Here is a 14,778-nt window from a genome sequence, read left to right on the forward strand (position 1 = left end):
CGACCATGTCCACCACCGTATCCCCTTCCGCATCGCCTTCGGTCGTCGCGCCGTTTTCCATCGGCGACTTTTTCAAGAGCTTCCTGCTGGTCGAGCTGGTCAAAGGACTGGCCCTGACCGGTCGTTACGCCTTCCGTCGCAAGGTGACGGTGCAGTTCCCGGAAGAGAAGACGCCGTTGTCTCCGCGTTTCCGCGGTCTGCACGCCCAACGCCGGTATGAAAACGGTGAAGAGCGTTGCATTGCCTGCAAGCTGTGCGAGGCCGTGTGTCCGGCCCTGGCCATCACCATCGAAGCCGGTGAGCGCGCCTCCGACGGCACGCGCCGCACCACCCGCTACGACATCGACCTGACCAAATGCATCTTCTGCGGCTTCTGTGAAGAGGCCTGCCCGGTGGACGCGATCGTCGAAACCCACATCCTCGAATACCACGGCGAGAAGCGCGGCGACCTCTACTTCACCAAAGACATGCTGCTGGCGGTGGGTGACCGCTACGAACCCGAGATCGCAGCGGCCAAGGCGGCCGACGCGAAGTACCGCTGAAGCTGGCGAAAGACAAGAACCATGGATTACCAGACCGGCTTTTTCTACCTGTTCGCTGCGGTGCTGCTGTTCGCCGCCTACCGCGTGGTGACCGCGCACAACCCCGTGCACGCGGTGTTGTACCTGATGCTGTCCTTCTCCCAGGCGGCTGCCCTGTGGCTGTTGCTCAAGGCGGAGTTCCTGGGACTGACCCTGGTGCTGGTGTACCTGGGCGCGGTGATGGTGCTGTTCCTGTTCGTGGTGATGATGCTCGACATCAAGCTCGACGATGACCGCTGGGGCTTCTGGCAGAACTTCCCGCTGGCTGCGGCACTGGGCGCCTTGGTGGCGGTCGAGATCATTGCGGTGTTGTGGGTCGGTTTCCCGACGGTCACGGGAGAGGGTATCGCTGCCGTTCCGGCCAACTACTCGAACACCAAAGAGCTGGGCAAGCTGCTGTACACCGAGTACCTGTACCCCATCGAAGTGGCTGCCGTGATCCTGCTGGTGGCCATGTTCGCCGCGATCGCGCTCACGCTGCGCCAGCGCAAGGACAGCAAAGCCATCGATCCGGGCCTGCAGGTCAAGGTGCGCGCCAGCGATCGCCTGGTTGTGTTGCCCATGACCGCCACACAGAAGGCCGCTCCGGTGGCATTGAGCAACGAGGAGGGCCAGGCATGAGCCTCACACTGGGACATTTCCTATCCGTGGGGGCGATCCTGTTTGCCCTGTCGGTCATCGGCATCTTCCTCAACCGCAAGAACCTGATCGTGCTGCTGATGGCCATCGAGCTCATGCTGCTGGCGGTCAACATGAACTTTGTGGCGTTCTCCCATTTCCTGGGGGACATGCATGGGCAGGTGTTCGTGTTCTTCATCCTGACGGTGGCGGCGGCCGAGTCGGCCATCGGTCTGGCCATTCTGGTGTTGCTGTTCCGGGCCAAGTCGTCCATCGGCGTCGAAGAACTCAACACCCTCAAGGGGTGAAGACAGGGAAAGAACAGGCAAAAAAATGAGCACCACCCTTTCTGCAAGCACACTCCTGGCGGTTCCGCTGGCGCCCCTGGTGGGCGCGGCGCTGGCCGGCATCCTGGGCACCACCTTTGGCGGCAACGTCATCGGGCGCCGCACCTCGCACACACTGACCATCCTGGGCGTGCTGATCGCCTTCATCCTTTCGGCCATGACGCTCAAAAGCGTGGCCGTGGACGGCGCCCGATTCAATGAAACCATCTACGAATGGATGGTGATCGGCGGCATGAAGATGGAAATCGGCTTCATGGTCGATGGCCTGACCGCCATGATGATGTGCGTGGTCACCTTCGTCTCGCTGATGGTGCACATCTACACCATCGGCTACATGGAAGAAGACGCCGGCTACAACCGCTTCTTCGCCTACATCTCGCTGTTCACGTTCTCCATGCTCATGCTGGTGATGAGCAACAACCTGCTGCAGCTGTTCTTCGGCTGGGAAGCGGTGGGCCTGGTGTCCTACCTGCTGATCGGGTTCTGGTTCAACAAGCCCACGGCGATCTTCGCCAACATGAAGGCCTTCCTGGTCAACCGCGTGGGCGACTTCGGCTTCATCCTGGGCATCGGCCTGATCGTGGCCTACACCGGCACGCTGAACTACTCCGAGGTATTCGCCAAGGCGCCCGAGCTCGGCGCGCTGGGCTTCCCCGGCACCGACTGGCTGCTGATCACCGTGATCTGCATCTGCCTGTTCATCGGCGCCATGGGCAAGTCGGCCCAGTTCCCGCTGCACGTGTGGCTGCCCGACTCCATGGAAGGCCCGACCCCGATCTCCGCGCTGATCCACGCCGCCACCATGGTGACGGCGGGCATTTTCATGGTCGCGCGCATGTCGCCGCTGTTTGAACTGTCGGACACAGCGCTCAACTTCATCATGGTGATCGGTGCCATCACGGCCCTGTTCATGGGCTTCTTGGGCATCATCCAGAACGACATCAAGCGCGTGGTGGCCTATTCCACGCTGTCCCAGCTCGGCTACATGACGGTGGCGCTGGGCGCTTCGGCTTACGGCGTCGCGGTGTTCCACCTGATGACGCACGCCTTCTTCAAGGCCCTGCTGTTCCTTGCGGCCGGCTCCGTGATCATCGGCATGCACCACAACCAGGACATCCGCTGGATGGGCGGTGTGCGCAAGTACATGCCCATTACCTGGATCACCTCGCTGCTGGGCACGCTGGCGCTGATCGGCACACCGCTGTTCGCCGGTTTCTACTCCAAGGACAGCATCATCGAGGCGGTGCATTTCAGCAACCTGCCGGCTTCGGGTTTCGCCTATTTCGCGGTGCTGGCTGGCGTCTTTGTCACGGCGTTCTATTCGTTCCGGCTCTACTTCCTGGTGTTCCATGGCCAGGAGCGTTACGACCAGAACCCGGATGCCCACCACGACGACCACCATGCGGACGCCCACGGCCATCACGATGACCACGGTCACCACGAAGCACACAAGCCACACGAAACCCCCTGGGTGGTGACCGTGCCGCTGCTGCTGCTGGCGATCCCGTCGGTGGTGATCGGTTTCATGACGATCCAGCCGATGCTGTTTGGCGAGTTCCTCAAGGACGCGATCCACATCAACCTCGAACTGCATCCGGCGATGGAGAAGTTCGCCGAAGAGTTCCACGGCCCGCTGGCCATGGCGTTGCACGCCTTCTCCACCGCGCCGTTCTACCTGGCGCTGGGTGGTGCTGTGACCGCCTGGTACATGTACATGGTCAATCCGGCGTTGCCGACTGCCATTGGTCGCACCTTCAAGCCGATCGTCACCCTCCTGGAGAACAAGTACTACATGGACTGGTTCAACGAAAACGTGCTTGCCCGGGGCGCGCGCATGTTGGGCATCGGACTGTGGAAGGGCGGCGACCAGGGCGTGATCGAAACCGGCGTGGTCAACGCCAGCTGGAAGCTGGTCGGTGGCGTGTCTGCCGTGGTGCGCCGCATGCAGACCGGTTACCTGTACCACTATGCGCTGATGATGATCGTGGGCATCCTGCTGTTCATGACGTACTTCGTCTGGCTCGCGAAATAAGAGGAAGAACAAGATGGGTTTGCTGAGCCTTGCGATCTGGACGCCGATTCTTTTTGGCGTCGTGCTGCTGGCCTTGGGCCGGGACGAACACGCGAACGCCGTGCGCTGGATGGCCTTGGTTGGTGCGCTGGTGTCACTGGCCGTGACCGTGCCTCTGTACACCGGGTTCGAACTCGGCACGGCTGCGATGCAGTTCGTGGAACAGGGTGTCTGGATCGAACGATTCAACGTCAACTACCACCTCGGTGTGGACGGCATCTCGCTCTGGCTGGTGCTGCTGACCGCCTTCATCACCGTCGTGGTGGTGATTGCCAGCTGGGAATCGATCACCAGCCGTGTCAACCAGTACATGGGCGCCTTCCTGATCCTTTCGGGTCTGATGATTGGCGTTTTTGCTGCGCTGGACGCGATGCTGTTCTACGTCTTCTTCGAAGCCACGCTGATCCCGATGTACCTGATCATCGGTATCTGGGGCGGCCCGAACAAGATCTACGCCGCGTTCAAGTTCTTCCTCTACACCCTCCTGGGTTCGCTGCTCATGCTGGTGGCCCTGATCTACCTGTACACCCAGTCGGGTGGCAGTTTTGATCTGGCCACCTGGCACAAGCTGCCGCTCGGCGTCACGGCACAGACGCTGCTGTTCTTCGCCTTCTTCGCCGCCTTCGCGGTGAAGGTGCCGATGTGGCCGGTGCACACCTGGTTGCCCGACGTGCACGTGGAAGCGCCCACCGGTGGCTCGGCCGTGCTGGCCGCCATCATGCTGAAACTGGGTGCCTACGGTTTCCTGCGCTTCTCGCTGCCGATCCTGCCCGACGCTTCGCACGAATGGGCCTGGCTCATGATCACGCTGTCCCTGGTGGCCGTGGTCTACGTGGGTCTGGTGGCCATGGTCCAGCGGGACATGAAGAAGCTGGTGGCCTATTCGTCGGTGGCCCACATGGGCTTCGTGACGTTGGGGTTCTTCCTCTTCAGCGACATGGGCGTGGCCGGTGGCATCGTGCAGATGATCGCCCACGGTTTCGTCTCAGCCGCCATGTTCCTGTCCATCGGCGTGCTCTACGACCGGGTGCACTCGCGTGAAATTTCCGCCTATGGCGGCGTGGTCAACACCATGCCCAATTTCGCCGCGTTCGCGCTGCTGTTCACCATGGCCAACTGCGGCCTCCCGGGGACCGCGGGTTTTGTGGGTGAGTGGATGGTCATCCTCGCCGCCGTCAAGGCCAACTTCTGGATCGGCGCTGCTGCCGCTACCGCCCTGATCTTCGGTGCCGCCTATTCGCTGTGGATGTTCAAGCGCGTCTACCTGGGCACGCCCGGCAACCACCACGTCAAGGCGCTGACCGACATTGGTTCGCGTGAGTTCCTCGTCATGGCCGTGCTCGGCATCGCCGTGCTCTACATGGGTGTGCATCCCAAGCCCTTCACCGACGTGATGGACGCCTCGGTGGCTGAATTGTTGCGCCACGTGGCCATCTCCAAGCTGAACTGACCTCTGCCGCCCCCTACAACAATGCGAGTCTTCTCATGAATGAGCCAATCAGCTGGGTGGTGGCCTACCCGGAAATCTTTCTGCTAGTCATGTCCGCCGTGATCTCGCTGGTGGACGTGGGTGTCAAGTCACGCTTGCGCGATACCACCTATGTGCTCTCGCTATTGACCCTCGCAGTGGTCGCCTACCTGCTGGGCGCGAGTGCGGCCAGCGGCGAAACACTGCGGAGTTTCAACAACATGGTGGTGAGCGACCCGATGGGGCAATGGCTCAAGTGCTTTGCGGCGCTGGCCATGTTCGCCACGCTGGTCTATGGCCGCCGCTACGCTGGTGACCGCGACATGCTGGCCCGCGGCGGAGAAATGTTCTCCCTGGCGCTCTACGCACTGCTCGGCATGTTCGTCATGATTTCGGGGCACAACTTCCTGGTCATCTACCTGGGCCTGGAACTGCTCACGCTCTCCAGCTACGCGCTGGTGGCCTTGCGCCGGGACGACCCGCAGGCCATCGAAGCCGCCATGAAGTACTTCGTGCTCGGCGCGCTGGCCAGCGGTTTCCTGCTCTACGGCATGTCCATGGTCTACGGCGCCACCGGTTCGCTCGACCTGGCCGAAGTGCTCAAGGCCATCGCCGGTGGAGAAGCCACGCTCAAGGGTTCGGCCCAGGTGCTGGTGCTGGGTCTCGTGTTCGTGGTGGCCGGTCTCGCGTTCAAGCTCGGCGTCGTACCGTTCCACATGTGGGTGCCCGACGTCTACCACGGCGCTCCGACGGCCATCACGCTGATGATCGGTGGCGCGCCCAAGCTGGCGGCGTTTGCCATCGTGATCCGTCTGCTGGTCGAGGGCCTGCTGCCGCTGGCGGTGGACTGGCAACAGATGCTGGCGGTGCTGTCGGTGGTCTCGCTGCTGGTGGGCAACCTCGCCGCCATTGCCCAGACCAACCTCAAGCGCATGCTGGCGTTTTCCACCATCTCGCAGATGGGCTTCATGCTGTTGGGCCTGCTCGCCGGTGTGGTGGCGGGTGACAGCGGCAACATGGCCAACGCCTACAGCTCGTCCATGTTCTACGTCATCACCTACGTGCTGACCACGCTCGGCACCTTCGGCGTCATCCTGCTGCTCTCGCGCAACGGTTTCGAATCGGAAAACATCACCGACCTGGCTGGCTTGAACCAGCGCAGCCCGCTGTACGCCGGTGTCATGGCGATCTGCATGTTTTCGCTGGCCGGCGTGCCGCCGCTGGTGGGCTTCTACGCCAAACTCTCGGTGCTGCAGGCCTTGCTGGCCTCGTCCCATCCGCTCTATATCGGTCTGGCCGTGTTCGCGGTGATGATGTCGCTGGTGGGTGCCTTCTACTACCTGCGCCTGGTCAAGGTGATGTACTTCGATGCACCCACGCAGACCGCTGACATTGTGGCCGGTGCGGACGCCCGTTCGGTGCTGTCCCTCAACGGTGCGCTGGTGCTGGTGCTGGGCATCGTGCCCGGTGGCCTCATGACCTTGTGTGCCCAGGCCATCGCCGCCTTGCTGGCCTGAAATCCTGATGCCGGGTGCCGGTTCGTTGAACCGGCCGGTCCCCATCGGGTCTTACTGCTCCATATGACCCATTCAATGTCTGTCTGGCTGGTTTTGCTGGCCGCCCTCGTGGGGGCCAACCTGCCGTTTCTCAACGACCGCTGGTTCGCCGTGATTCCGCGCAAACGGCCCAAGACCCTGGGGATGCGCGTGGGTGAGCTGGTGGTGTGTTACCTGCTGGTCGGGGCGCTGGGACTGGCGCTGGAACAGTCCGCCGGACAGATCTACCCGCAGGGCTGGGAGTTCTACGCAACGACCGCGGCGCTGTTCCTCACGCTGGCCTTTCCAGGCTTTGTGTACCGCTACCTGTACCACAGGCGAGGCTGACGGTGCCCGTCATGCCGGCTCAGATGCCCACCGCGGATGTCCACCTGCGCGAGACGCCGGTTTCTCGCACCGAGCTGCTCAAAGGGCATTTCCTGCACGTGGTGCGCGACACCGTGCGCCTGCCTTCCGGTCATGAAGCCACGCGGGAGTACGTGTTGCACCCCGGGGCCGTCATGGTCATTGGCTTGCTGGACGACGGCCGGGTGGTGCTGGAGCGCCAGTTCCGCCATCCGATGCGGACCGTGGTGATCGAATTCCCTGCCGGCAAGCTCGATGCGGGTGAAAACAGCCTGGCTTGCGCACAGCGCGAGCTGCGCGAAGAAACGGGTTACAGCGCCCGGGAGTGGGCCTTTGCCGGCCGGCTGGCGCCCACCATCGCCTATTCGGACGAGATCATCGACATCTGGTTTGCACGCGGGCTCACCCTGGGCGAGCGTCATCTGGACGAAGGCGAATTTCTCGACGTGTTCACCGCCACACCCGCCGAGCTGCAGGCCTGGTGCCGCGGTGGCGAGGTGCTCGACTGCAAGACCCTGGTTGGCATGCTCTGGTTGCAGAACGTCCTGCGCGGTGAATGGGCGCTCGACTGGTCGGGCCACATGCCCGCGGACATTGCCAGATAATCCAAGGTATGAAGGTCCTTAACCTGCAATGCGCCCACCAGCACGAATTTGAAGGCTGGTTCGGTTCCGAAGACGACTTCACCAACCAGCTCGCGCGTGGCCAGGTGGGTTGTCCGCTGTGCGGCGATACGCAGATCCAGAAAATGCTGTCTGCGCCGCGGCTGAACCTGCGGGCCGGCCGCGAAGACAAGACCAAGGCCCTGCCGGTCGAGCCCGGTCAGGGCGTTGAACTCGGTCATACAGCGCCCGGTTCGGAGCTGCAGGCCCAGTTGTTGAGGGCCATGCGCCAGTTGCTGGTGAACTCGGAAGACGTGGGTGAGCGCTTTGCCGATCAGGCGCGTGCCATGCACCACGGCGAGATGGACCAGCGCAACATCCGCGGCCGCACCAGCCCCGAAGTGGCGCTGGAGCTGATCGAAGAGGGCATCGAGGTGATGCCACTCCCGTCGCTGCCGGCGCTCAAGGAAACCTTGCAATAGTTGGCTCCCCCTGCGCCGCAGCACTGTGCCCACCCCTGCGCCGCCTGCGGCGTCACCCCCAGGGGGGGCGGCACTGGCGGCCCGGCAAAGCCGGTTCTGCGGTGCCCTGGGTTGAACTTCCCCTCGCCTGTTCCTATGCGCCTCCGGCGTTCGCGCCTTCGGCAAGGATGCGGTGGAACCGGCTATGCCGGGCCACTCGCATCGCCCCCTGGAGGGGGTGACGCCGCAGGCGGCGCAGGGGTGATCACGGATACAGTCCGCGCAGGTCGCGTGCGTGCAGGATGCGCTTGCAGGCCACGATGAAGGTGGCGGTGCGCAGGCTGACCTTGTTTTCTTCGGCCACATGCCAGACTGCGGCGAACGCGCCCTTCATGATCTTCACCAGGCGCTCGTTGATCTCGTCCTCGCTCCAGAAGAAGCTGGAGAAGTCCTGCACCCATTCGAAGTAGCTCACCGTCACGCCGCCGGCGTTGGCGATCACGTCGGGCAACACCAGGATGCCGCGCTCGTGCAGGATGTCGTCGGCCTGTGGCGTGGTTGGACCGTTGGCGCCTTCGATCACCATCTTCGCCTGGATGCGGCCGGCGTTGGCTTCGGTGATCTGCTGCTCCAGCGCGGCCGGAATCAGGATGTCACAGGGCACATCCCAGAAGGCGTCGTTGGCGATCACCTCGGCCTGCGGGAATCCCGCCACGGAACCCACGCGCGACACGTGCGCCAGCAGGGACGGCACGTCCAGGCCCGCTTCGCGGTAGATCGTGCCGCCGTGGTCCTGCACCGCCACCACCTTGGCGCCGGCTTCGGCAAACAGCTTGCCGGCCACGCCGCCCACGTTGCCGAAGCCCTGCACGGCCACGCGCGCCTTGCTGATGTCCATGCCCGTGTGTTTGGCCGCTTCGACGCCGACCGTGAACACACCGCGGCCCGTGGCTTCGCGGCGACCGAGCGAGCCACCCAGGTCCACCGGCTTGCCGGTGACCACGCCGGTGGCGGTGGAGCCTTCGTTCATCGAATACGTGTCCATCATCCAGGCCATCACCTGTTCGTTGGTGTTCACGTCGGGCGCGGGGATGTCTTTGGTCGGGCCGATGATGATGCCGATCTCGCTGGTGTAGCGGCGCGTGATGCGCTCCAGCTCACCGATCGACAGCTGGCGCGGATCGACGCGGATGCCACCCTTGGCTCCACCGTAGGGCACGTTGACCGCCGCGTTCTTGATCGACATCCAGGCCGACAGCGCCATCACTTCGGACAGCGTCACATTCTGGTGGAAACGCACGCCGCCCTTGCCCGGGCCGCGCGAGGTGTTGTGCTGCACGCGGTAGCCCTCGAAGTGCGCAATCGAGCCGTCGTCCAGGTGGATCGGCACGTCCACGATCAGCGTGCGCTTGGGGCGCTTGAGCGTGTCCACCCAGCGGGCCAGGTTGCCCAGGTAGGGCGCCACGCGGTCCACCTGCTGCAGGTAGATGCCCCAGGGACCGAGGTTGTTGGGGTCGAGGTACGAGGGCAGGGCGCTGGTGAAGGCGGCTGGGCTGTTGGCCGCGGCGCCGGCGGGGTGTGGTGCTTGTGACATGGTGCGTTGTCTCCTGGGGGAATGGGCTGACCCGGAACGGTGGGTCAACCGGTGCGACTGTACGGAGCACGGTGGCGACTGTCCAAGGCTGTGTTGCCATGCCTTTATGCGACGGATGCATAACCTTCCTGGCGGGGTGGCGTGCTCAGTCGGCCTCCGCGCCCCAGACCTGGCGCGCCACGCGCACCATGTTGTCACCCAGCACACCATTCACTTCCTGTGGACCCATGCCCACCGCCCGCAGGGCGTCGGGCAGGGTTTGCCAGGTCTCGATGGGCGCGTAGCGCATCTGGCTGATGCCTCTCCCGTAGCCCGCCTGCGCGGGCCACCAGAAGCCCGGATCGAAAGCCCCGGGCGGATCGTCGTTCAGCCCGGCTTGGGAAAAACCGATGTCCAGGCCCAGGCCCACGTGCTGCGCGCCCACCAGGTTGGCCACGTAGGCCACGTGGCGTGCCAGGTCGCTCGCCTGGGGTGCATCGCAGCCCAGAAACTTCGACACGCCGGAGATGCAGACCACGCCACCGGTGGCCGCGCAGGCGCGGATCTGTTCGTCGGTGATGTTGCGGCCGTGGTCGGCCAGCGCCAGCGGGTTGGCGTGGCTGAACACCACCGGGTGGCGCGAGTGGGCCATGATGTCCAAGGTGGTGCGCCGCTCGGTGTGGGCGCAGTCCATCAGCACGCCCGCACCGTTCACGGCCTGCACCATCTGGCGCCCGAGTGCGGTCAGGCCCTGGGGTTCGTCGTGGCAGCCGCCGGCCACGCTGTTGTTGCGGTTGTAGGCGAAGTGGATCTGCCGCACGCCGAGGTCGCGGTACAGCGCCACCATCTCGGGGCGTTCCAGCAGGGGCAGGGCGCCCTCCAGGTCAAAACCCACCGCGAGTTTCCCCGTGTTGCGCGCGTGTTCGATGTCGGCCACAGTGCACGGGATCAGATAGCGCGCGGGTTCGGCCCGAAGCCGCGCACGGAAAGCGGCGAGCACCGGCAGGATCTGGCTCAGCGGGTTCATGTCCATGCCCACGTTGATGCAGACGTGGTGCACGCCCGCGGCGCGGTAGCGCTCCAGGGGTTCAAAGCTGGCATCGGGGTGCAGGGGCAGGCAGCTGTGGGCTTCCCAGCGGATCATGGGTTTTCTTCCTTGGGTGGGTGGGTCGTGCGACGGCATCGATTTTGCGAGGTTTGACGGGTGACAAGTGGAGCTTTCGCTTTTTGAACGGGTGGCACCACCGCAAGTGACAGCACCGTGACGTTTTGTGCCGATAATGAATTTTTCCTTAACAAGGGGCGCATACCGCTGTCCCCGCAACAACGAAGGATGACCGATGTTTGAACTGAAGAAACTGACCCTGGCTTTGGGCCTGTCTGCGGTGGCCATGGCCTCGCAGGCTGCCGGCACGCTGATTTACTGTTCCGAAGGCAGTCCGGAGGGTTTTGATACCGCGCAATACACGGGCGGCAACACCTTCGACGCCGCCGGTCACGCCATGTTCAACCGCCTGACGCAGTTCAAGAAGGGCGGCACCGATGTTGAGCCCAGCCTGGCGCAATCCTGGACCATTTCCGCCGACGGGCTGACCTATACCTTCAAGCTGCGCAAGGGCGTCAAGTTCCACACCACCGACTATTTCAAGCCGGGCCGTGACATGACCGCCGATGACGTGATCTTCACCATCGAGCGCATGGTCAACAAGGACCATCCGTTCAACAAGGCGTATCCGGCCCAGTTCCCCTACGCTTCCGACGTGGGCCTGGAGAGCAACACCGAGTCGGTGACCAAGACCGACGACCTGACGGTGGTGATCAAGCTCAAGAAGCCCGACCCCGACTTGCTGGTCAAGATCGCCATGCCGTTTGCCTCGATCCTGTCGAAGGAATACACCGACAAACTGGTGGCCGAAGGCAAGGCCAGCATGCTCAACCAGCAGCCCATCGGCACCGGCCCCTTCGCACTGCGCCGCTACGAGAAGGACGCGCAGATCCGCTACGTCAAGCACAAGGACTACTGGAACGCCAAGGACGTGCTGGTGGACAACCTGATCTTCGCCATCACCACCGACGCCTCGGTGCGCTTCCAGAAGCTCAAGGCCGGTGAGTGCCACATCATGTCCTACCCGAAACCGCAGGACATTGCGGCCATGAAGGCCGATCCCAAGCTGAAGATGGACACGGCACCGGGCTTCAACATCGGCTACCTGAGCTACAACACCGAAAAGGCGCCGCTGAACAAGGTGGAAGTGCGCCAGGCGCTGGACATGGCGATCAACCGCAAGGCCATCATCGACGCGGTGTACCAGGGGCAGGGCCAAGAGGCTTCCAATCCGTTCCCGGCCTCGCTGTGGTCCTACAACGCCAAGCTGAAGAACGCCGCCTTCAATCCTGAAAAGGCCAAGGAGCTGCTGAAGAAAGCTGGCGTGGCCGAGGGCACCGAAATCACCTTGTGGGCCATGCCGGTGCAGCGCCCCTACAACCCCAACGCCAAGTTGATGGCCGAGATGATCCAGGCCGACTGGGCCAAGGTGGGCATCAAGGCCAAGATCACGCAGTACGAGTGGGGTGAGTACCTCAAGCGCCTGAAGCAAGGCGAGCACGACACCGGCCTGATCGGCTGGACCGGCGACTACGCCAGCCCTGACAACTTCCTCGGCGTGCTGCTCACCTGCGAAGCCATCGGCGGCTCCAACTACGCGCGCTACTGCAGCAAGGAGTTCGACGGCTACGTGCTCAAGGCGCGCAACAGCGTGAACCAGAAGGAGCGCACCGAGCTGTACATGAAGGCCCAGGAGGTGTTCAAGAAGGACATGCCGTGGTCCACCATCGCCCACTCCACGGTGAACCAGCCCATGCGCAAGGAGCTCAACGGCTTCAAGATCAGCCCGTTTGGCGACTACAACTTCGAGGGTGTCAGTGTGAAGTGATCCCCCCCGCGCCGCCTGCGGCGTCACCCCCCCGGGGGGGGGCAACGCGAGCGGCCCGGCGGAGCCGGTTCCGCCGCGTTCTGGGTGGTCCGGCAGCAGGCTCACTGCGTGTAGCCTGCTGCGCCTGAGGGCAATGCGAGCGGCTTGGCGATGCAGGGCCGCTCGCATTCTTGGATCGGCCACACCGGTCAATTTGCAGGCGTCAAGTTCTTGACGTCTGCTCTTTTTTACGCATGTTGAAAACAACAAGGGGTGCTCCCTCATGCTGAGATACCTCCTCAAGAAGTTGCTGGTGCTGATCCCCACGATCCTGGGCGTCACGCTGCTGACTTTTTCCCTGATCCGGCTGATCCCCGGCGACCCGGTCGAAGTGATGGTGGGCGAGCGCACGCTCGACCCGGAGCTGCACGCCGCCGCCCTCAAACGCCTCGGTCTGGACCAGCCGCTGTACGTGCAGTACGGCCGTTACCTGGGTCAACTGGTGCAGGGTGACCTGGGGCAATCGCTCAAGACACAGTCCCCTGTGTGGAGCGAATTCAAGGCCTTGTTCCCGGCCACACTGGAGCTGGCGCTGTGCGCGCTGCTGCTGGCCCTGGTGCTGGGCCTGATCGCGGGTGTGCTCGCCGCCGTCAAGCGAGGCAGCTGGCTGGACCACACGGTGATGACGGCCGCACTCACCGGTTATTCCATGCCCATCTTCTGGTGGGGCCTGCTGCTGATCCTGATCTTCTCGGTGGGGCTGGGCTGGACGCCGGTGTCCGGCCGGCTCGACCTGATGTTCGACGTGCCGCCGCAGACAGGCTTCATGCTGATCGACGCCTGGCTGGCCGAGCGTGCCGATCCCGAGCTGAACAGCGGCGCGCTGTGGGACGCGGTGCGCCACCTGATCCTGCCGGCCATCGTGCTCGGCACGATTCCGCTGGCGGTGATCGCGCGCATGACGCGGTCCAGCATGCTGGAAGTGCTGCGCGAAGACTACGTGCGCACGGCGCGCGCGAAGGGCCTTTCGCCCATGCGCGTGATCTTCGTGCACACGCTGCGCAACGCGCTCATCCCGGTGCTCACCGTGGTAGGGCTGCAGGTGGGCACGCTGATGGGCGGCGCGGTGCTGACCGAAACCATCTTCTCCTGGCCGGGCATCGGCAAGTGGCTGATCGACGCCATCGGCCGGCGCGACTACCCCGTGGTGCAGAACGGCATCCTGCTCGTGGCCACGCTCGTCGTCGTCACCAACTTCATCGTGGACCTGCTCTACGGTGTGGCCAATCCTCGCATCCGGGTGCAGTCATGAACTTCAAGGAATTCTGGCGAGCCTTCTCGCAAAACAAAGGCGCCGTGGCGGGCCTGGTGTTCATGACCATCGTGGGCCTGCTGGCGATCTTCGCGCCCTGGGTCGCGCCGCACGACCCGATCGAACAATACCGCGAGCATTTCCTGCAAGGCCCGGTGTGGGCCGGTGGCACCAGCCAGTTCCTGCTGGGGACGGATGAGCTCGGCCGCGACCTGCTCTCGCGCCTGATCCATGGCGCGAGGCTGTCCTTGCTGGTGGGCCTGGTGTCGGTGGTGCTGGCGCTGATCCCGGGCGTGATCCTGGGGCTGGTGGCCGCGTTCGCCGGCAAGTGGGTGGACGCCGCGATCATGCGTGCCATGGACATCGTGATGGCCTTGCCCTCGCTGCTGATGGCGGTGGCCATCATGGCCATCCTGGGCCCGGGCCTGCTCAACGCCATGATCGCCATCGCGCTGGTGTCGCTGCCGGCCTACGTGCGGCTGGTGCGCGCCTCGGCCATCGGCGAGCTGCAGCGCGACTACGTGACCGCCGCGCGCCTGTCGGGCGCGCGCACGCTGCGGCTCATGTTCGTGACCGTGTTGCCCAACTGCACGGCGCCGCTGATCGTGCACGCCACCATGAGCTTTTCTGCGGCCATCCTGGAGATCGCGGCGCTGGGCTTCCTGGGGCTGGGCGTGCAGCCGCCGCTGCCCGAGTGGGGCACCATGCTCGCCTCGGCGCGCGACTACATCGAGCGCGCCTGGTGGGTGGTGACGCTGCCGGGCCTGACCATCCTGTGGTCGGTGCTGGCGATCAATCTGGTGGGCGACGGCTTGCGCGATGCGCTCGATCCCAAACTCAAATCCGCATCATGAAATCCCCCCGCCGCGCTGCGCGCGACCCCCTCAAGGGGGCGATGCGATGCGGCCCGGCAAAGCCGGTTCCGCCGCATC

14 protein-coding genes are annotated in these 14,778 nt (G+C 64.0%); 12 read left to right on the forward strand and 2 right to left on the reverse strand.

The window, feature by feature from the left end; genetic code table 11:
- The first annotated feature begins 5 nt into the window (after positions 1-5).
- The 9 genes from nuoI (at position 6) to F3K02_RS11920 (ending at position 8,070) form a co-directional block, all read left to right on the forward strand.
- Positions 6-542, forward strand: coding sequence for an NADH-quinone oxidoreductase subunit NuoI (gene nuoI, locus F3K02_RS11880; RefSeq protein ID WP_177135807.1), 537 nt, complete (start codon positions 6-8; stop codon positions 540-542).
- Between the two features lie 21 nt (positions 543-563).
- A complete protein-coding gene (locus F3K02_RS11885) occupies positions 564-1,202 on the forward strand; it encodes an NADH-quinone oxidoreductase subunit J (protein ID WP_177135808.1) in 639 nt (212 codons plus the stop codon).
- A complete protein-coding gene (gene nuoK / locus F3K02_RS11890; protein WP_177135809.1) occupies positions 1,199-1,507 on the forward strand; it encodes an NADH-quinone oxidoreductase subunit NuoK in 309 nt (102 codons plus the stop codon). Before F3K02_RS11885 ends, nuoK begins: the two co-directional genes overlap by 4 nt.
- A gap of 25 nt (positions 1,508-1,532) precedes the next feature.
- Positions 1,533-3,578 (forward strand): NADH-quinone oxidoreductase subunit L, encoded by a 2,046-nt coding sequence (gene nuoL / locus F3K02_RS11895; protein WP_177135810.1) that lies wholly within the window; start codon positions 1,533-1,535, stop codon positions 3,576-3,578.
- Positions 3,579-3,591: 13 nt separating this feature from the next.
- Entirely contained in the window at positions 3,592-5,067 is a 1,476-nt protein-coding gene (locus F3K02_RS11900; RefSeq protein ID WP_177135811.1) for an NADH-quinone oxidoreductase subunit M, read from the forward strand.
- A 35-nt stretch (positions 5,068-5,102) separates the two neighbouring features.
- Positions 5,103-6,602, forward strand: coding sequence for an NADH-quinone oxidoreductase subunit NuoN (nuoN, locus tag F3K02_RS11905; protein WP_177135812.1), 1,500 nt, complete (start codon positions 5,103-5,105; stop codon positions 6,600-6,602).
- 63 nt (positions 6,603-6,665) lie between these two features.
- Positions 6,666-6,968: a DUF2818 family protein gene (locus tag F3K02_RS11910; protein ID WP_177135813.1), complete on the forward strand. Its 303-nt coding sequence runs from the start codon at positions 6,666-6,668 to the stop codon at positions 6,966-6,968.
- 11 nt (positions 6,969-6,979) lie between these two features.
- Positions 6,980-7,591: an NUDIX domain-containing protein gene (locus F3K02_RS11915; protein ID WP_177135814.1), complete on the forward strand. Its 612-nt coding sequence runs from the start codon at positions 6,980-6,982 to the stop codon at positions 7,589-7,591.
- An 8-nt stretch (positions 7,592-7,599) separates the two neighbouring features.
- Positions 7,600-8,070 (forward strand): DUF1178 family protein, encoded by a 471-nt coding sequence (locus tag F3K02_RS11920; RefSeq protein WP_177135815.1) that lies wholly within the window; start codon positions 7,600-7,602, stop codon positions 8,068-8,070.
- A gap of 244 nt (positions 8,071-8,314) precedes the next feature.
- Here the strand turns inward: F3K02_RS11920 and F3K02_RS11925 are convergent, their stop codons facing one another.
- Together F3K02_RS11925 and F3K02_RS11930 are read right to left on the reverse strand one after the other, a co-directional pair.
- Entirely contained in the window at positions 8,315-9,643 is a 1,329-nt protein-coding gene (locus F3K02_RS11925; protein ID WP_177135816.1) for a Glu/Leu/Phe/Val family dehydrogenase, read from the reverse strand.
- Between the two features lie 145 nt (positions 9,644-9,788).
- Positions 9,789-10,766: a dipeptidase gene (locus F3K02_RS11930; protein WP_177135817.1), complete on the reverse strand. Its 978-nt coding sequence runs from the start codon at positions 10,764-10,766 to the stop codon at positions 9,789-9,791.
- Positions 10,767-10,962: 196 nt separating this feature from the next.
- Between F3K02_RS11930 and F3K02_RS11935 the strand changes: the two genes are divergently transcribed.
- From F3K02_RS11935 to F3K02_RS11945, 3 genes are all read left to right on the forward strand, one after another.
- Positions 10,963-12,555 carry an ABC transporter substrate-binding protein gene (locus tag F3K02_RS11935; RefSeq protein ID WP_177135818.1) on the forward strand — a complete coding sequence of 531 codons (1,593 nt, stop codon included), beginning with the start codon at positions 10,963-10,965 and terminating at the stop codon, positions 12,553-12,555.
- Between the two features lie 262 nt (positions 12,556-12,817).
- A complete protein-coding gene (locus F3K02_RS11940; protein ID WP_177135819.1) occupies positions 12,818-13,846 on the forward strand; it encodes an ABC transporter permease subunit in 1,029 nt (342 codons plus the stop codon).
- Entirely contained in the window at positions 13,843-14,700 is an 858-nt protein-coding gene (locus tag F3K02_RS11945) for an ABC transporter permease subunit (protein ID WP_177135820.1), read from the forward strand. Before F3K02_RS11940 ends, F3K02_RS11945 begins: the two co-directional genes overlap by 4 nt.
- Positions 14,701-14,778 lie beyond the last annotated feature (78 nt).

It is taken from the genome of Hydrogenophaga aromaticivorans (assembly GCF_013387465.1).
In the GTDB taxonomy this organism is placed as follows: Bacteria; Pseudomonadota; Gammaproteobacteria; order Burkholderiales; family Burkholderiaceae_C; genus Hydrogenophaga; species Hydrogenophaga aromaticivorans.